Raw genomic sequence first — 15,218 nt, forward strand, 5'->3', positions numbered from 1 at the left:
CGTCATCGTCAGGAGCTGATGGTCTTGACGGTGGTTTTCTCCACTTCGGAGGCGATACGTTTCAGCTCGCTCTGGTAGCCGTCTTCCGCCTCCTGGTAGTGCTTCGCCGCGGCGCTGATCTTGTCGGACGCGGACTGCAACCCGTTCTCCATCTCGGTCATCAAATCCTTCAGCTCGCCCAGCATGTCCGTGTAGCTCTGCTTGACGAACCAACCGACGACCCCCCAGGACTCGTCACCGACATCGGACTGGTCGACAAGACCGCTCACCTTGTTGACAGCTGATTTGTGCGAGGCCAGTTTCCGAGAGTACTGATGCAGTGCTTCGATGTTGACGTTGAAACCGCTCATTGCGTTCTCCACTGACGTCGTTCGGAGAGATTTCTGTTTTCGGCGTTCACGCGCTTGCGTTCACGGAAAGCGCCGAAGAGGCAGGCTCCGCCCGCGAAGGCACTGAATCCGGCGAACAACAGCAGTCGTCCCGAGTCCCAGTTGCCGGTCAGTGCCGGATGGGGCCACAACGGGCCCACCCACATGTCCACGACCGCGCCCTTCTCGGGAGCGACTCCATCACCACCCCAATCGGCGTTGTCGATCGAGTGCTCCTCGCCGTCGAAGACGTACGTTCCACTGACCCTCGAACCGCTTTTCTTGCCCCCGCCGTATCTGTCGGTGACGTGGAGCTGGGTTTCAGGGGCGTAGCCGGCGAAAGTCGAGAGGCCGTTGACCGTGAGGTTCGCGCTGACCACCAGCAGCACCACCCCAGCGCCCACGGCGAGCATCCAGGGCACGGGAGAGGGGCCCTCGCCCCGCTCTCGTCGCACCGCGGCGATCAGCGCCACCACGAAGGAGACGACAGCCGGCGCGACGATGAGCATTCCGATGATCACGAGGAGTTTGCCCCACCCCACGCTGACCACACCCCAGAACACGGACACCGCGATCCCGAGGAGCCACCCCGCGGTGAGGAGCCATGTACCGGCGCGATACCGTTCGCGCCCCTCCCAGGGCTGCTCGACAGGCTCTTGGGGCTCGCCGTTGAGCACGACGGGTTCGGTGTCGGTGACGCCGGTGTCCACCGGTTCAGGGGGACGTGACTGCCTACGCAGTTTCGACCCGAGCCGACCGAGACCGAACGCGGCGATATATCCGACGATGATCAGCGCCGGAAGGATTTCATCGGAAGTCATATGTCCTCAAGGTGTGCGCCGGCATCGCGAGTTCGCTCCACACGAACCCGGGCAGTGCCGCAAGCCCGACTCAGCGGTGGTCGTCGTTGAAGAGACCCTGCAGGAACTCGTCCCCGGCCGAACCGCCTCCCGAGCCAGGGGGAGAGGTGGGAGTCTGCGGGGTGCTGTCGCCGTCGAGGAAGTCCTGGTGGGAGTAGTCCTCGTGGTACTCCTCCTCGGGACGCGGGCGGGGCTGCCGGCTGGGCCGTTCCTGTTCCAGCTTTTCCCGCAGTTCCTCGGTCGAGGTGCCGAAGAGTTGGGCCTGCGTCTCCAGGACCTGGTCGGTGATGCTCAGACCCTCCACGTGCTCGTCGACGATCCCGGCCTGCTTGCGGGCGGCCTCGGCCACGGCCTGCTGGATGGTCGACATCAGGGCCGCGGAGAGTGCCTGCGGCTGCTGGGCGAGCGCCCGGTCGGTCAGTTGGATGTCCTTGATCGCCCCTCCGGGACCCGCTACGACGGTCACGCTCCGATCGGCGTTCGACACGGTCGCCTCGATGGCCGCGATCTCACTCTGCATCCGTCCCACGTTCGCGAGCTGGTCGTCGACCTTCCTGATCTTCGATTGGAACTGCTCGAACTGTGCGACGAGCCGCTCGAACTCCGCTGACACCCGCTCCTCCGTCACTACCTTGATCATTTACTCGGGCACAATGCGTGACCAATCATGAGCCACGACCGATCGGGACGGGGCCGGTTCGGGCGGATTGGACGTAAGTCACTCGTGGCAGGCCCGAAAGAGCAGGACGATCACCGTGCACACCCACGTCGGGTAGACTGCGAAAACAAAGCCACCCGTCCGGGTATGCATCGGTGGTCGTAGCCGACCCCCGATGTGGTAGCCGTGAATGCGGGCGGGTATCTTTGACGACCGTGCCCGGCACGCTGTCGGGCCCTCCGTGTGCCTTCAGGTCACGGCTGGGCGTTACGGCGCCTGTCCGCGGTCGAGTCAGGCGGAGTTCCACGGCAATCCCGATGGGAAGTTGACGGGTCGTTTTTCGATCCCGAAAGCGGGCCGACACGCCCGACCGCGGGGACCGGGGAGACAACGTAGAGCTAGGTAGACGCAACAGAAGGCTGGTCCATTGCCCACGATCCAGCAGCTGGTCCGTAAGGGCCGCCAGGACAAGGCTGCCAAGCAGAAGACGGCGGCGCTCAAGGGAAGCCCGCAGCGTCGTGGTGTGTGCACCCGCGTGTACACGACCACGCCCAAGAAGCCGAACTCGGCCCTGCGCAAGGTCGCCCGCGTGAAGCTGAGCAACGGCATCGAGGTCACGGCCTACATTCCCGGTGAGGGTCACAACCTTCAGGAGCACTCGATGGTGCTCGTCCGCGGCGGCCGTGTGAAGGACTTGCCGGGTGTTCGCTACAAGATCATCCGCGGTTCGCTCGACACTCAGGGCGTGAAGAACCGCAAGCAGGCGCGCAGTCGGTACGGCGCGAAGAAGGAGAAGAGCTAATGCCCCGCAAGGGTCCGGCCCCGAAGCGGCCGCTGATCGCTGATCCGGTGTACGCATCTCCGCTTGTCACCCAGCTGGTGAACAAGGTGCTGCAGGACGGCAAGCGCTCCATCGCCGAGCGCATCGTCTACGGCGCACTGGAGGGCGCGCGTGAGAAGACCGGCACCGACCCGGTCGTCACGCTGAAGCGGGCGCTCGACAACGTGAAGCCCACCCTCGAGGTGAAGAGCCGTCGTGTCGGTGGCGCCACCTACCAGGTGCCGATCGAGGTCAAGTCCGGTCGCTCGACCACCCTTGCGCTGCGTTGGATCGTCACCTACGCGCGTCAGCGTCGCGAGAAGACGATGATCGAACGCCTCCAGAACGAGCTGCTCGACGCGAGCAACGGCCTCGGGGCCAGCGTGAAGCGCCGCGAGGACACCCACAAGATGGCCGAGTCCAACAAGGCCTTCGCTCACTACCGCTGGTGAGCCTGACAGCGGTGAACTGCAGGAAACACCGTCGCCCGGTCCGATTGACCGAGCCAATGCCGGGTTCCACGTTTGAGACAGGGGAACATTCAAGTGGCACGTGAAGTGCTGACCGACCTCAGCAAGGTCCGCAACATCGGCATCATGGCCCACATCGACGCCGGTAAGACCACGACCACCGAGCGGATCCTGTTCTACACCGGGATCAACTACAAACTCGGCGAGACCCACGACGGCTCGGCGACGATGGACTGGATGGAGGAGGAGCAGAAGCGGGGTATCACCATCACCTCGGCTGCCACCACCACCTTCTGGAACGACAACCAGATCAACATCATCGACACGCCCGGCCACGTCGACTTCACCGTCGAGGTGGAGCGCTCGCTGCGCGTTCTCGATGGCGCGGTCGCCGTCTTCGACGGCAAGGAGGGCGTCGAGCCCCAGTCGGAGCAGGTCTGGCGGCAGGCCGACAAGTACGACGTTCCGCGTATCTGCTTCGTCAACAAGATGGACAAGCTCGGCGCGGACTTCTACTTCACCGTCGGCACCATCGAGGAGCGCCTCGGCGCCAAGCCGCTGGTCATCCAGCTGCCCATCGGTGCCGAGAGTGACTTCCAGGGTGTCGTCGACCTCGTCCGCATGAAGGCACTGACCTGGCGCGGTGAGGTCAAGAAGGGTGAGGACTACGAGGTCGAGGACATCCCGGCCGACCTCGCTGACAGGGCAGCCGAGTACCGCGAGAAGCTCATCGAGACGGTCGCCGAGGCCGACGACGAGCTGATGGAGAAGTACCTCGGTGGTGAGGAGCTGACGCAGGACGAGATCAAGTCCGGGATCCGCAAGCTCACCATCGCCCGTGAGGCCTTCCCGGTGCTCGCCGGTTCGGCGTTCAAGAACAAGGGCGTGCAGCCCATGCTGGACGCGGTGATCGACTACCTGCCGTCGCCGCTGGACATGCCGCCGGTCGAGGGTCTGCTGCTGGACGGCACGACGCAGGCTTCGCGCAAGCCGTCCATCGACGAGCCGTTCTCCGCGCTGGTCTCCAAGATCGCGGTTCACCCGTTCTTCGGCAAGCTCACCTACATCCGGGTCTACTCCGGCAAGGTCGCTGCCGGCACGCAGGTCGTCAACGCGACCAAGGAGCGCAAGGAGCGCATCGGGAAGCTCTTCCAGATGCACTCCAACAAGGAGAACCCGGTCGACGAGGCCCAGGCCGGCCACATCTACGCCGTGCAGGGGCTGAAGGACACCACCACGGGTGACACGCTCGCCGACCCGCAGAACCCGATCGTTCTCGAGTCGATGACCTTCCCCGAGCCGGTCATCAAGGTGGCCATCGAGCCGAAGACGAAGGCCGACCAGGAGAAGCTCTCGACCGCGATCCAGAAGCTCGCGGAGGAGGACCCGACCTTCCGGGTCAGCCAGGACGAGGACACCGGCCAGACGATCATCGAGGGCATGGGTGAGCTCCACCTCGAGGTGCTCGTCAACCGCATGAAGAGCGACTTCAAGGTCGAGGCCAACATCGGTAAGCCTCAGGTGTCCTACCGCGAGACGATCCGTAAGACGGTCGACAAGCTGGAGTACACCCACAAGAAGCAGACCGGTGGTTCGGGTCAGTTCGCCCGGGTGATCATCAAGCTCGAGCCGCTCGACACCGCTTCGGCGGAGGGCGCGCTCTACGAGTTCGACAACAAGGTCACCGGTGGGCGCGTGCCGAGGGAGTACATCCCGTCGGTGGACGAGGGTGCGCAGGACGCCATGCAGTACGGCGTGCTGGCCGGTTACCCGCTCGTCGGGCTCAAGGTCACGCTGCTGGACGGCGCGTACCACGAAGTGGACTCGTCGGAGATGGCCTTCAAGATCGCTGGCTCCATGGCGCTCAAGGAAGCCGCGAGGAAGGCGAACCCGGTACTGCTGGAGCCGATGATGGCGGTCGAGGTGACCACACCCGAGGACTACATGGGTGACGTCATCGGTGACCTGAACTCCCGCCGTGGCCAGATCCAGGCCATGGACGAGAGGGCCGGTACGCGCGTCGTCAAGGCGCTCGTGCCTCTGTCGGAGATGTTCGGGTACGTGGGCGACCTTCGGTCGAAGACCCAGGGTCGTGCCAACTACACGATGGTCTTCGACTCCTACGCGGAAGTTCCGTCGAACGTCGCGAAGGAGATCATCGCGAAGGCGACGGGGGAGTGAGCTAGCGCTACTAGCGCGTAGCTGAGCGATCTCGGAGTCGAGCAGTGAAGTCCGTGAAGGGCGAAGGGAACGTGAGCGGTGCCGGTGCGGGACTCCCGCGCCGGCATGGTGAACGAACTCCACACCTTCGATCCGACACCGTGGCGACGGGGAAGTAAGAACCCGGAGCACCCAAACGCGGGCGCGAAAGGGGCCTTCCCCTAAGGTCCGCACAACCGAGCAGAACGAGTCGCCGGCCGGCAGCCACGCCGGTCGGCAGCAAGAAAGTCCAGGAGGACATTCCAGTGGCGAAGGCGAAGTTCGAGCGGAGCAAGCCGCACGTCAACATCGGGACCATCGGTCACGTCGACCACGGCAAGACCACCCTGACCGCGGCGATCACCAAGGTGCTCCACGACAGGTACCCCGAGCTGAACGAGTCGCGCGCGTTCGACCAGATCGACAACGCGCCCGAGGAGAAGCAGCGCGGTATTACGATCAACATCTCGCACGTCGAGTACCAGACGGAGAAGCGTCACTACGCGCACGTCGACGCCCCGGGCCACGCCGACTACGTGAAGAACATGATCACGGGTGCGGCCCAGATGGACGGCGCGATCCTCGTGGTCGCCGCTACCGACGGCCCGATGCCGCAGACCCGTGAGCACGTGCTGCTCGCCCGCCAGGTCGGTGTGCCCTACATCGTGGTGGCGCTGAACAAGTCCGACATGGTCGACGACGAGGAGATCCTCGAGCTCGTCGAGATGGAGGTCCGTGAGCTGCTCAGCTCGCAGGAGTTCCCCGGCGACGACGCCCCGGTCGTGCGTGTCTCCGGCCTCAAGGCGCTCGAGGGCGACGAGAAGTGGGCCGACAGCATCGTCGAGCTGATGAACGCGGTCGACGAGAGCGTTCCGGACCCGGAGCGTGAGATCGACAAGCCGTTCCTGATGCCGATCGAGGACGTCTTCACGATCACCGGTCGCGGTACGGTCGTCACCGGCCGTATCGAGCGCGGTGAGATCAAGCTGAACGAAGAGGTCGAGATCGTCGGTATCCGTCCCGAGTCTCGCAAGACCACCGTCACCAGCATCGAGATGTTCAACAAGATGCTGGACTCCGGTCAGGCCGGTGACAACGCCGCCCTGCTGCTGCGTGGTATCAAGCGCGAGGACGTGGAGCGCGGCCAGGTCGTCACGAAGCCCGGCACCACCACCCCGCACACCGAGTTCGAGGCCTCGGTGTACATCCTGTCCAAGGACGAGGGTGGCCGTCACACGCCGTTCTTCAACAACTACCGTCCGCAGTTCTACTTCCGCACCACCGACGTGACCGGCGTGGTGACCCTCCCCGAGGGCACCGAGATGGTCATGCCTGGTGACAACACCGAGATCTCGGTCCAGCTGATCCAGCCGATCGCGATGGACGAGGGTCTGCGGTTCGCCATCCGTGAGGGTGGCCGCACCGTCGGCGCCGGCCAGGTCACCAAGATCATCAAGTAAGGCACCCACCCCCCGGGTGCGGATGCCATGAGGTGATGTGGCATCCTACTAGGGTTGCTCGACGCGGGGCGGCCGATTTCGCAAGGACATATCGCTTGTGAGAAATCGGCCGCCCTGCCGTGAGCGCCCCGGGCTCGCGTACTTGGCGAGTCAGGAGTCGTCGACCCTGTGGTTGGCGCTCCGAGGAGCAAGAAGACCTAGCGGCACGACAACGATTCCTGCGGGATCAGTCTGCGCAGCGGGCGCGACACGCCCGACCGCGTGGACCGGGAGCAGGGCGCTGACGTGCGGTAACAGCGGTACGAGACGATTCCTCGACCGTCCGACGTCCCCCGCGGGGAGGCGCCTCGACGATCGAGGGCAGGCCGGAAATGGCCGGCCCGAGGAGTCGATGTCGGGCCGGTCGAGGACGAGACGGTAAGGAACCATGGCGGGACAGAAGATCCGCATCAGGCTCAAGGCCTACGACCACGAGGCGATCGACGCCAGCGCGCGCAAGATCGTCGAGACGGTGACGCGCACCGGCGCCTCGGTCGTCGGACCTGTGCCGCTGCCCACCGAGAAGAACGTTTACTGCGTCATCCGTTCGCCGCACAAGTACAAGGACTCGCGCGAGCACTTCGAGATGCGCACGCACAAGCGTCTGATCGACATCCTCGACCCGACGCCGAAGACGGTGGACGCGCTCATGCGCATCGACCTTCCGGCGAGCGTCGACGTCAACATCCAGTAAGCGTTGGTCGAGCGGCGGAGATAGAGACTCATGTCTGACAGGCAAGTGAAGGGCATTCTGGGCACCAAGCTCGGCATGACCCAGGTCTTCGACGAGAACAACCGGGTCGTCCCGGTGACCGTCGTCAAGGCCGGGCCGAACGTGGTGACCCAGGTGCGCAACAAGGACAAGGACGGTTATTCGGCCGTTCAGCTGGCCTTCGGCGCCATTGACCCGCGCCGGGTCAACAAGCCGGAGACCGGACACTTCGAGAAGGCCGGTGTGACGCCCCGGCGCTACCTCGCCGAGCTGCGTACGGCCGACGCGGAGACCTACGAGATCGGTCAGGAGATCACCGCCGAGGTGTTCTCCGACGGTGCGGTCGTCGATGTCACCGGCACCACGAAGGGCAAGGGCTACGCCGGTGTCATGAAGCGCCACGGCTTCCGCGGCCAGGGCGCGAGCCACGGTAACCAGGCCAAGCACCGTGCCCCGGGTTCGATCGGCGGCTGCGCCACCCCGGGCCGTGTGTTCAAGGGCATGCGCATGGCGGGTCGCATGGGTAACAACCGGGTGACGACCCAGGGCCTGACCGTTCACTCGGTGCGTGCCGAGGACGGCCTCCTCCTGATCAAGGGCGCGGTTCCCGGCCCCAAGGGCAGCCTGGTGTTCGTGCGTAGCGCCGCGAAGGGTGGTGTGACCCAGTGACCGCGACGGTCGAGTTGAAGAGCCCAGCGGGTGAGGCCCAGGGCACCGTCGAACTCCCGGCCGAGATCTTCGACGTGCAGGCGAACATTCCGCTGATGCACCAGGTCGTGGTGGCCCAGATGGCGGCCGCTCGCCAGGGCACGCACGACACGAAGACCCGCGGCGAGGTCCGCGGTGGTGGCCGCAAGCCGTACCGCCAGAAGGGCACCGGACGCGCCCGGCAGGGTTCGGTTCGCGCGCCGCAGTTCGCCGGTGGTGGCACCGTGCACGGCCCCACGCCGAGGGACTACACCCAGCGCACCCCGAAGAAGATGAAGGCCGCCGCGCTGCGTGGCGCCCTTTCCGACCGCGCCCGCGCCGGCCAGGTCCACGTCATCACCGAACTGGTCAGCGCCGAGAAGCCGTCCACGAAGGCGGCGAAGGCGGCTCTGGCCGCGGTGACGCAGGCCAAGCGCGTGCTCGTGGTGCTGCACCGGGACGACGAGGTGGGCACCTACTCCGCGCGGAACCTGCCGAACGTGCATCTGATCACGCCGGACCAGCTCAACACCTACGACGTGCTGGTCAACGACGACGTGGTGTTCACGAAGGCCGCCTTCGACGCGTTCCTCGCCGGCCCGGTCAAGGGCAAGCGCTCCGTGGCCGCGTCGAACGAGGCTGAAGGGAGTGACGAGCAGTGAGCTCCGTGGCGATCCCCGACCCGCGCGACGTCCTGATCGCGCCGGTGATCTCCGAGAAGTCCTACGGGCTGCTCGACGACCACAAGTACACGTTCCTGGTTCGCCCGGACGCCAACAAGACCGAGATCAAGATCGCGGTCGAGAAGGTCTTCGGTGTGAAGGTCATCAGCGTGAACACGCTGAACCGGCAGGGTAAGCGCAAGCGCACCCGCTTCGGTTACGGCAAGCGCAAGGACACCAAGCGTGCCATCGTGACGCTGTCGGCCGAGAGCAAGCCGATCGAGATCTTCGGCGGACCAGCCGCGTAAGGGACTGAGACGACATGGGCATCCGCAAGTACAAGCCAACGACCCCGGGTCGCCGGGGCTCCTCGGTCTCCGACTTCGCCGAGATCACGCGATCGGAGCCGGAGAAGTCGCTGCTGAAGCCGCGGCACGGCCGTGGCGGTCGTAACTCGGCGGGCCGGATCACGACCCGGCACAAGGGTGGCGGCCACAAGCGTGCGTACCGGATCATCGACTTCCGGCGCAACGACAAGGACGGCATCCCGGCCAAGGTCGCGCACATCGAGTACGACCCGAACCGCAGCGCCCGCATCGCGCTCCTGCACTACGCCGACGGCGAGAAGCGCTACATCATCGCGCCGGACAAGCTGAAGCAGGGTGACCGGATCGAGAACGGCCCCAAGGCCGACATCAAGCCGGGCAACAACCTGCCGCTGCGCAACATCCCGGTCGGCACGGTGATCCACGCGATCGAGCTGCGCCCCGGTGGTGGCGCCAAGATCGCTCGTTCCGCGGGCGCACGGGTGCAGCTCGTCGCCAAGGACGGTCCGTACGCCCAGCTGCGGATGCCCTCGGGCGAGATCCGCAACGTGGACGTGCGTAACCGCGCCACGGTCGGCGAGGTCGGCAACTCCGACCACTCCAACATCAACTGGGGTAAGGCTGGCCGTAACCGTTGGCGCGGCAAGCGCCCCACGGTCCGTGGTGTGGTCATGAACCCGGTGGACCACCCCCACGGTGGTGGTGAGGGTCGCACCTCGGGTGGTCGCCACCCGGTGAACCCGAACGGTAAGCCGGAGGGCCGGACCCGTCGTCGCAAGCCGAGCGACAAGTTGATCGTCCGCCGCAGGCGCACCGGCAAGAAGCGCTGAGTAGGGAGGTAGCCACAGATGCCACGTAGCCTGAAGAAGGGCCCGTTCGTGGACGACCACCTGCTCAAGAAGGTGGACGCGCTCAACGAGTCGGGCAAGAAGACAGTCATCAAGACCTGGTCCCGCCGGTCCACGATCATCCCCGACATGCTCGGCCACACCATCGCGGTGCACGACGGCCGTAAGCACGTCCCGGTGTTCGTCACCGAAGCGATGGTCGGGCACAAGCTGGGCGAGTTCGCCCCGACGCGGACCTTCAAGGGCCACGTCAAGGAAGACCGCAAGTCGCGCCGCCGCTGAGCGCGCACCGAGAAGGGGAAGCAGCGATGAACGCGCGTAATGACGCGGTGGTCGAGGCAGAGGAGCTGCCTACGGCTTTCGCGCGGGCTCGCTTCGTCCGGGACTCGCCGACCAAGGTGCGCCGGGTGATCGAGCTGATCAAGGGTCGTAATGCGAACGAGGCGCTCGCCGTGCTCCGGTTCGCGCCGCAGGCGGCCAGCGACTCCGTGGCGAAGGTGCTCGCGAGCGCCATGGCCAACGCGGAGAACAACCTCGACCTGGACCCGGACACGCTCTGGGTGAAGAACGCCTACGCCGATGAGGGCCCGACCCTCAAGCGCATCCGCCCGCGGGCGCAGGGGCGTGCGTACCGGATCCGCAAGCGGACCAGCCACATCACCGTGGAGGTCGAGTCGCGTCCGGCCGACAAGGCGAAGTCGAAGAGCAAGAAGAAGGCAGGTGGCCGGTAGTGGGCCAGAAGATCAACCCGCACGGCTTCCGGCTCGGGATCACCACGGACTGGAAGTCCCGCTGGTACGCCGACAAGCAGTACTCGGAGTACGTCGGCGAGGACGTCAAGATCCGCAAGCTCCTGTCCACCGGGATGGAGCGCGCCGGCATCTCCAAGGTCGAGATCGAGCGCACCCGTGACCGGGTTCGGGTCGACATCCACACCGCACGGCCGGGCATCGTCATCGGCCGCCGCGGCGCCGAGGCCGACCGGATCCGTGGCGCGCTGGAGAAGCTCACCGGCAAGCAGGTGCAGCTGAACATCCTCGAGGTGAAGAACTCCGAGGCGGACGCCCAGCTCGTGGCCCAGGGCATCGCCGAGCAGCTCTCCAACCGCGTGGCGTTCCGCCGTGCGATGCGCAAGGCGATCCAGACCTCGATGCGCTCGCCCCAGGTGAAGGGCATCCGCGTGCAGTGCAGCGGTCGTCTCGGCGGCGCCGAGATGTCCCGTTCCGAGCACTACCGTGATGGCCGGGTTCCGCTGCACACGCTGCGTGCCGACATCGACTACGGCTTCTTCGAGGCCCGCACGACGTTCGGTCGCATCGGTGTGAAGGTGTGGATCTACAAGGGCGACCTGATCGGCGGCCTGAAGGCGAAGCAGGAGCGGGAGGCGGCGGCCGCTGCCGAGCGCGCACCGCGCCGCGAGCGTCCTTCCCGCCGGCGTTCCGGTGCTTCCGGCAACGCGTCGTCCTCGAACGAGTCGAGCCGGGCCTCCGCGTCGCAGGGTGGCGCCAAGAGCGACACCGACACCGCGACCGGTCAGGCCCCGCAGGTGGCGGCTACGGACGCCACAGAGAAAACGGAGGGCTGAGGCGTGCTCATCCCACGCAAGGTCAAGTACCGCAAGCAGCACTCACCGAAGCGTTCCGGCGCTGCCAAGGGCGGCACGAAGGTCAACTTCGGCGAGTTCGGCATCCAGGCGCTCGAGCACGGTTACGTGACCAACCGGCAGATCGAGTCCGCTCGTATCGCCATGACCAGGCACATCAAGCGTGGCGGCAAGATCTGGATCAACATCTTCCCGGACCGCCCGCTGACCAAGAAGCCCGCCGAAACCCGCATGGGTTCCGGTAAGGGCTCGCCCGAGTGGTGGGTGGCGAACGTGAAGCCGGGTCGGGTCATGTTCGAGATGAGCTTCCCGAACGAGACTGTGGCCCGCGAGGCGATGCGCCGCGCGATCCACAAGCTCCCGATGAAGTGCAGGATCGTGACTCGTGAAGGTGGTGAGTTCTGATGGCGAAGGCCGGAGGAGTGGCGGCGTCAGAACTTCGGGAGCTCACTGCTGAGGAGCTCGTGCTGCGCCTGAAGGAGTCGAAGGAGGAGCTGTTCAACCTCCGGTTCCAGATGGCGACCGGGCAGCTCGACAACAACCGCAGGCTGCGCACGGTGCGCGCGGACATCGCCCGCATCTACACCGTGATGCGGGAGCGGGAGCTCGGTCTGTCCGTCTCCCCCGAGGAGAACGAGAGTGAGGGTGCCGCATGACGGAGGCGGTGCAGAACAAGGACGCCGGACGTAACTACCGGAAGGTCCGCGAAGGACTGGTCGTGTCCGACAAGATGGACAAGACGATCGTCGTGGAGCTCGAAGACCGGAAGAAGCACCCGCTGTACGGCAAGGTCATGCGCAGCACCAAGAAGGTGAAGGCGCACGACGAGCAGAACACCGCAGGGGTGGGTGACCGGGTCCTGCTCATGGAGACCCGACCGCTGTCGGCCACCAAGCGGTGGCGGCTCGTCGAGATCCGCGAGAAGGCCAAGTAATCAGGGGCTGGGCAAAGGCCCCCTTCGTTCCGCCAGGCTCGGCACGGCCGAGAACCGGCGCGACATACAGGAGTTGACGTGATCCAGCAGGAGTCGCGACTGCGAGTCGCCGACAACACGGGTGCCAAGGAGATCCTGACCATCCGGGTGCTCGGTGGCTCGGGGCGGCGCTACGCGGGTATCGGTGACATCATCGTCGCCACCGTCAAGGACGCCATCCCGGGCGCCAACGTGAAGCGTGGTGACGTCGTCAAGGCCGTCATCGTCAGGACCGCGAAGGAGAAGCGTCGCCCCGACGGCTCCTACATCCGGTTCGACGAGAACGCCGCGGTGCTCATCAAGAACGACAACGAACCACGAGGCACACGCATCTTCGGGCCGGTTGGCCGCGAGCTGCGCGATCGGAAGTTCATGAAGATCATCTCGCTCGCGCCGGAGGTGCTCTGAATGAAGGTCAAGAAGGGCGACACGGTCCTCGTCATCGCAGGCAAGGACAAGGGCGCCAAGGGCAAGGTCATCAAGGCTTACCCCGAGCGTCAGCGGGTTCTGGTCGAGGGTGTGAACCGCATCAAGAAGCACACCCGGATCACCCAGACGCAGCGCGGTGCCCAGTCCGGCGGGATCGTCACCCAGGAGGCTCCCATCCACGTCTCGAACGTGATGGTCGTCGACTCCGACGGCAAGCCGACCCGGGTGGGCTACCGCATCGGCGAGGACGGCAAGAAGGTTCGTATCTCGCGTAGGACGGGCAAGGACATCTGATGACGACCGCAGAGAAGACGTACCCGACACCGCGGTTGAAGACCCGGTACCGCGAGGAGATCGCCGGCCAGCTGCGCGAGGAGTTCGGCTACACCAACCCGCACCAGATCCCCGGTGTGGTCAAGGTCGTGGTCAACATGGGCGTCGGCGACGCCGCTCGGGACAGCAAGCTCATCGAGGGCGCCATTCGCGACCTCGCCACCATCACCGGGCAGAAGCCCGAGGTGCGCCGGGCGCGCAAGTCCATCGCGCAGTTCAAGCTGCGTGAGGGCCAGCCGATCGGTGCCCGTGTGACGCTGCGTGGCGACCGCATGTGGGAGTTCCTGGACCGGCTGCTGACCATCGCGTTGCCGCGTATCCGCGACTTCCGCGGGCTGTCGGACAGGCAGTTCGACGGCAACGGCAACTACACGTTCGGTCTCACCGAGCAGTCGATGTTCCACGAGATCAACCCCGACTCCATCGACCGCCCGCGCGGCATGGACGTCACGGTTGTGACCAGCGCCAACACCGACGACGAGGGTCGCGCGTTGCTGCGCAAGCTCGGTTTCCCCTTCAAGGAGGCGTGATCAGATGGCCAAGAAAGCTCTGATCGCCAAGGCTGCCCGCAAGCCGAAGTTCGCGGTGCGCTCCTACACCCGCTGCCAGCGTTGCGGTCGTCCACGCTCGGTGTATCGCAAGTTCGGTCTCTGCCGGATCTGCCTGCGGGAGATGGCGCACGCGGGACAGCTCCCCGGCGTGAACAAGTCGAGCTGGTAAGGCTCTTTGACGTCCCCTGCGCCGCGCAGGGACCCATTCCACTTCGCCACAGGCCCCGTCAGGGGAACCAGGGCGAGAAAGGTTGACAGGTCACCATGACGATGACCGACCCGATCGCAGACTTCCTGACACGTCTGCGTAACGCGAACTCGGCGTACCACGACATGGTCGTGCTGCCGCACTCGAAGATCAAGGCGAACATCGCCGAGATCCTCAAGCGCGAGGGCTACATCGCCGACTACCGCACCGAGCCGGGTGAGAAGCACAAGAACCTGGTTGTGGAGCTGAAGTACGGCCCGAACCGTGAGCGGAGCATCGCAGGGCTTCGCCGCGTGTCCAAGCCCGGCCTTCGGGTGTACGCGAAATCGACCAACCTGCCCAGCGTTCTGGGTGGCCTCGGCGTGGCGATCATTTCGACGTCCGCCGGGCTCCAGACCGACAGGCAGTGCAAGCGCAACGGCGTGGGCGGCGAAGTCCTCGCCTACGTCTGGTGAGGAAGGGGGACTGGCATGTCACGCATCGGTAAGCTGCCGATCACCGTCCCCTCCGGGGTCGATGTGAACATCGACGGGCAGCACATCACGGTCAAGGGCCCGAAGGGCACGCTGGAGCACACCGTTCCCGAGCCGATCACTGTCGAGCGCGGCGAAGACGGCACTCTGGTGGTCAAGCGACCCGACGAGGAGCGGGAGAGCCGCGCGCTGCACGGCCTCACCCGGACCTTGGTGAACAACCTGGTCGTCGGTGTGACGCAGGGCTACGAGAAGCGCATGGAGATCCACGGAGTCGGTTACCGCGTGCAGGCCAAGGGCTCGGACCTCGAGTTCGCCCTCGGCTACAGCCACCCGGTGCTCATCAAGGCTCCGGAGGGCATCACGTTCAAGGTGGAGAGCCCGACCAAGTTCTCCGTGTCCGGCATCGACAAGCAGAAGGTCGGCCAGATCGCGGCGGTCATCCGGCGCCTGCGTCGTCCGGACCCGTACAAGGGCAAGGGTCTGCGCTACGAGGGTGAGCGCATCCGCCGCAAGGTCGGGAAGACGGGTAAGTGATC

Annotated in this window: 24 protein-coding genes; 21 read left to right on the top strand and 3 right to left on the bottom strand. The window is 65.6% G+C overall.

Annotated elements, in window-relative coordinates; genetic code table 11:
- Positions 1 to 8: 8 nt before the first annotated feature.
- The 3 genes from SACCYDRAFT_RS02380 to SACCYDRAFT_RS02390 all read right to left on the bottom strand — a co-directional run bounded on the left by SACCYDRAFT_RS02380 (position 9) and on the right by SACCYDRAFT_RS02390 (position 1,841).
- Complete coding sequence (locus SACCYDRAFT_RS02380; protein WP_005453230.1) at positions 9 to 350, bottom strand: WXG100 family type VII secretion target; 342 nt, start codon at positions 348 to 350, stop codon at positions 9 to 11.
- The gene (locus SACCYDRAFT_RS02385; protein ID WP_005453231.1) at positions 347 to 1,189 is read right to left on the bottom strand and encodes a hypothetical protein; all 843 of its coding nucleotides are present in this window, start codon (positions 1,187 to 1,189) and stop codon (positions 347 to 349) included. Before SACCYDRAFT_RS02385 ends, SACCYDRAFT_RS02380 begins: the two co-directional genes overlap by 4 nt.
- Positions 1,190 to 1,259: 70 nt before the next feature.
- The gene (locus SACCYDRAFT_RS02390; protein WP_043537001.1) at positions 1,260 to 1,841 is read right to left on the bottom strand and encodes a YbaB/EbfC family nucleoid-associated protein; all 582 of its coding nucleotides are present in this window, start codon (positions 1,839 to 1,841) and stop codon (positions 1,260 to 1,262) included.
- A 472-nt stretch (positions 1,842 to 2,313) separates the two neighbouring features.
- Here SACCYDRAFT_RS02390 and rpsL point away from each other — a divergent pair, with 472 nt between their 5' ends.
- From rpsL to rplF, 21 genes are all read left to right on the top strand, one after another.
- Entirely contained in the window at positions 2,314 to 2,688 is a 375-nt protein-coding gene (gene rpsL / locus SACCYDRAFT_RS02395) for a 30S ribosomal protein S12 (RefSeq protein ID WP_005443238.1), read from the top strand.
- Positions 2,688 to 3,158 (top strand): 30S ribosomal protein S7, encoded by a 471-nt coding sequence (rpsG, locus tag SACCYDRAFT_RS02400; RefSeq protein ID WP_005453233.1) that lies wholly within the window; start codon positions 2,688 to 2,690, stop codon positions 3,156 to 3,158. Before rpsL ends, rpsG begins: the two co-directional genes overlap by 1 nt.
- Positions 3,159 to 3,251: 93 nt before the next feature.
- Positions 3,252 to 5,357, top strand: coding sequence for an elongation factor G (fusA, locus tag SACCYDRAFT_RS02405; RefSeq protein ID WP_005453234.1), 2,106 nt, complete (start codon positions 3,252 to 3,254; stop codon positions 5,355 to 5,357).
- Positions 5,358 to 5,641: 284 nt separating this feature from the next.
- On the top strand, positions 5,642 to 6,835 hold the full coding sequence (gene tuf / locus SACCYDRAFT_RS02410; RefSeq protein ID WP_005453235.1) for an elongation factor Tu: 1,194 nt from the start codon (positions 5,642 to 5,644) through the stop codon (positions 6,833 to 6,835).
- A 427-nt stretch (positions 6,836 to 7,262) separates the two neighbouring features.
- A complete protein-coding gene (rpsJ, locus tag SACCYDRAFT_RS02415; RefSeq protein ID WP_003883485.1) occupies positions 7,263 to 7,568 on the top strand; it encodes a 30S ribosomal protein S10 in 306 nt (101 codons plus the stop codon).
- A gap of 30 nt (positions 7,569 to 7,598) precedes the next feature.
- Positions 7,599 to 8,255 carry a 50S ribosomal protein L3 gene (rplC, locus tag SACCYDRAFT_RS02420; RefSeq protein WP_005453236.1) on the top strand — a complete coding sequence of 219 codons (657 nt, stop codon included), beginning with the start codon at positions 7,599 to 7,601 and terminating at the stop codon, positions 8,253 to 8,255.
- Positions 8,252 to 8,935 carry a 50S ribosomal protein L4 gene (gene rplD, locus SACCYDRAFT_RS02425; protein ID WP_005453237.1) on the top strand — a complete coding sequence of 228 codons (684 nt, stop codon included), beginning with the start codon at positions 8,252 to 8,254 and terminating at the stop codon, positions 8,933 to 8,935. The genes rplC and rplD overlap by 4 nt, the downstream gene beginning before the upstream one ends.
- Positions 8,932 to 9,243: a 50S ribosomal protein L23 gene (gene rplW / locus SACCYDRAFT_RS02430; protein ID WP_005453240.1), complete on the top strand. Its 312-nt coding sequence runs from the start codon at positions 8,932 to 8,934 to the stop codon at positions 9,241 to 9,243. The genes rplD and rplW overlap by 4 nt, the downstream gene beginning before the upstream one ends.
- 14 nt (positions 9,244 to 9,257) lie before the next feature.
- A complete protein-coding gene (gene rplB, locus SACCYDRAFT_RS02435) occupies positions 9,258 to 10,091 on the top strand; it encodes a 50S ribosomal protein L2 (protein ID WP_005453242.1) in 834 nt (277 codons plus the stop codon).
- Positions 10,092 to 10,109: 18 nt separating this feature from the next.
- The gene (gene rpsS, locus SACCYDRAFT_RS02440; RefSeq protein WP_005453244.1) at positions 10,110 to 10,391 is read left to right on the top strand and encodes a 30S ribosomal protein S19; all 282 of its coding nucleotides are present in this window, start codon (positions 10,110 to 10,112) and stop codon (positions 10,389 to 10,391) included.
- A 26-nt stretch (positions 10,392 to 10,417) separates the two neighbouring features.
- Entirely contained in the window at positions 10,418 to 10,840 is a 423-nt protein-coding gene (gene rplV / locus SACCYDRAFT_RS02445; protein ID WP_005453246.1) for a 50S ribosomal protein L22, read from the top strand.
- A complete protein-coding gene (gene rpsC / locus SACCYDRAFT_RS02450) occupies positions 10,840 to 11,694 on the top strand; it encodes a 30S ribosomal protein S3 (protein WP_005453248.1) in 855 nt (284 codons plus the stop codon). The genes rplV and rpsC overlap by 1 nt, the downstream gene beginning before the upstream one ends.
- A 3-nt stretch (positions 11,695 to 11,697) precedes the next feature.
- Complete coding sequence (gene rplP / locus SACCYDRAFT_RS02455) at positions 11,698 to 12,117, top strand: 50S ribosomal protein L16 (protein ID WP_005453252.1); 420 nt, start codon at positions 11,698 to 11,700, stop codon at positions 12,115 to 12,117.
- Complete coding sequence (gene rpmC, locus SACCYDRAFT_RS02460; RefSeq protein ID WP_005443256.1) at positions 12,117 to 12,368, top strand: 50S ribosomal protein L29; 252 nt, start codon at positions 12,117 to 12,119, stop codon at positions 12,366 to 12,368. The genes rplP and rpmC overlap by 1 nt, the downstream gene beginning before the upstream one ends.
- A complete protein-coding gene (gene rpsQ / locus SACCYDRAFT_RS02465) occupies positions 12,365 to 12,646 on the top strand; it encodes a 30S ribosomal protein S17 (protein WP_005453253.1) in 282 nt (93 codons plus the stop codon). The genes rpmC and rpsQ overlap by 4 nt, the downstream gene beginning before the upstream one ends.
- Positions 12,647 to 12,724: 78 nt before the next feature.
- Positions 12,725 to 13,093 carry a 50S ribosomal protein L14 gene (rplN, locus tag SACCYDRAFT_RS02470; RefSeq protein ID WP_005453254.1) on the top strand — a complete coding sequence of 123 codons (369 nt, stop codon included), beginning with the start codon at positions 12,725 to 12,727 and terminating at the stop codon, positions 13,091 to 13,093.
- Entirely contained in the window at positions 13,094 to 13,408 is a 315-nt protein-coding gene (gene rplX, locus SACCYDRAFT_RS02475; protein WP_005453255.1) for a 50S ribosomal protein L24, read from the top strand.
- Positions 13,408 to 13,977: a 50S ribosomal protein L5 gene (rplE, locus tag SACCYDRAFT_RS02480; protein WP_005453256.1), complete on the top strand. Its 570-nt coding sequence runs from the start codon at positions 13,408 to 13,410 to the stop codon at positions 13,975 to 13,977. Before rplX ends, rplE begins: the two co-directional genes overlap by 1 nt.
- Before the next feature lie 4 nt (positions 13,978 to 13,981).
- Positions 13,982 to 14,167: a type Z 30S ribosomal protein S14 gene (locus SACCYDRAFT_RS02485; RefSeq protein WP_005453257.1), complete on the top strand. Its 186-nt coding sequence runs from the start codon at positions 13,982 to 13,984 to the stop codon at positions 14,165 to 14,167.
- Between the two features lie 95 nt (positions 14,168 to 14,262).
- The gene (rpsH, locus tag SACCYDRAFT_RS02490) at positions 14,263 to 14,661 is read left to right on the top strand and encodes a 30S ribosomal protein S8 (protein WP_005453258.1); all 399 of its coding nucleotides are present in this window, start codon (positions 14,263 to 14,265) and stop codon (positions 14,659 to 14,661) included.
- Positions 14,662 to 14,676: 15 nt separating this feature from the next.
- Positions 14,677 to 15,216: a 50S ribosomal protein L6 gene (rplF, locus tag SACCYDRAFT_RS02495; RefSeq protein WP_005453260.1), complete on the top strand. Its 540-nt coding sequence runs from the start codon at positions 14,677 to 14,679 to the stop codon at positions 15,214 to 15,216.
- Positions 15,217 to 15,218: the final 2 nt, after the last annotated feature.

It is taken from the genome of Saccharomonospora cyanea NA-134, assembly GCF_000244975.1.
In the GTDB taxonomy this organism is placed as follows: Bacteria; Actinomycetota; Actinomycetes; order Mycobacteriales; family Pseudonocardiaceae; genus Saccharomonospora; species Saccharomonospora cyanea.

Excerpts from the sequence above, each read along its gene's own strand:
- rpsH (WP_005453258.1), top strand. The coding sequence starts at position 14,263 with ATGACGATGACCGACCCGATCGCAGACTTCCTGACACGTCTGCGTAAC.
- rpsJ (WP_003883485.1), top strand. The coding sequence starts at position 7,263 with ATGGCGGGACAGAAGATCCGCATCAGGCTCAAGGCCTACGACCACGAG.
- SACCYDRAFT_RS02485 (WP_005453257.1), top strand. The coding sequence starts at position 13,982 with ATGGCCAAGAAAGCTCTGATCGCCAAGGCTGCCCGCAAGCCGAAGTTC.
- rplB (WP_005453242.1), top strand. The coding sequence starts at position 9,258 with ATGGGCATCCGCAAGTACAAGCCAACGACCCCGGGTCGCCGGGGCTCC.
- SACCYDRAFT_RS02385 (WP_005453231.1), bottom strand. The coding sequence starts at position 1,189 with ATGACTTCCGATGAAATCCTTCCGGCGCTGATCATCGTCGGATATATC.
- rplF (WP_005453260.1), top strand. The coding sequence starts at position 14,677 with ATGTCACGCATCGGTAAGCTGCCGATCACCGTCCCCTCCGGGGTCGAT.
- rplC (WP_005453236.1), top strand. The coding sequence starts at position 7,599 with ATGTCTGACAGGCAAGTGAAGGGCATTCTGGGCACCAAGCTCGGCATG.
- rpsG (WP_005453233.1), top strand. The coding sequence starts at position 2,688 with ATGCCCCGCAAGGGTCCGGCCCCGAAGCGGCCGCTGATCGCTGATCCG.
- rpmC (WP_005443256.1), top strand. The coding sequence starts at position 12,117 with ATGGCGAAGGCCGGAGGAGTGGCGGCGTCAGAACTTCGGGAGCTCACT.
- rpsS (WP_005453244.1), top strand. The coding sequence starts at position 10,110 with ATGCCACGTAGCCTGAAGAAGGGCCCGTTCGTGGACGACCACCTGCTC.
- SACCYDRAFT_RS02380 (WP_005453230.1), bottom strand. The coding sequence starts at position 350 with ATGAGCGGTTTCAACGTCAACATCGAAGCACTGCATCAGTACTCTCGG.
- rplV (WP_005453246.1), top strand. The coding sequence starts at position 10,418 with ATGAACGCGCGTAATGACGCGGTGGTCGAGGCAGAGGAGCTGCCTACG.
- rplE (WP_005453256.1), top strand. The coding sequence starts at position 13,408 with ATGACGACCGCAGAGAAGACGTACCCGACACCGCGGTTGAAGACCCGG.
- rplX (WP_005453255.1), top strand. The coding sequence starts at position 13,094 with ATGAAGGTCAAGAAGGGCGACACGGTCCTCGTCATCGCAGGCAAGGAC.
- rpsQ (WP_005453253.1), top strand. The coding sequence starts at position 12,365 with ATGACGGAGGCGGTGCAGAACAAGGACGCCGGACGTAACTACCGGAAG.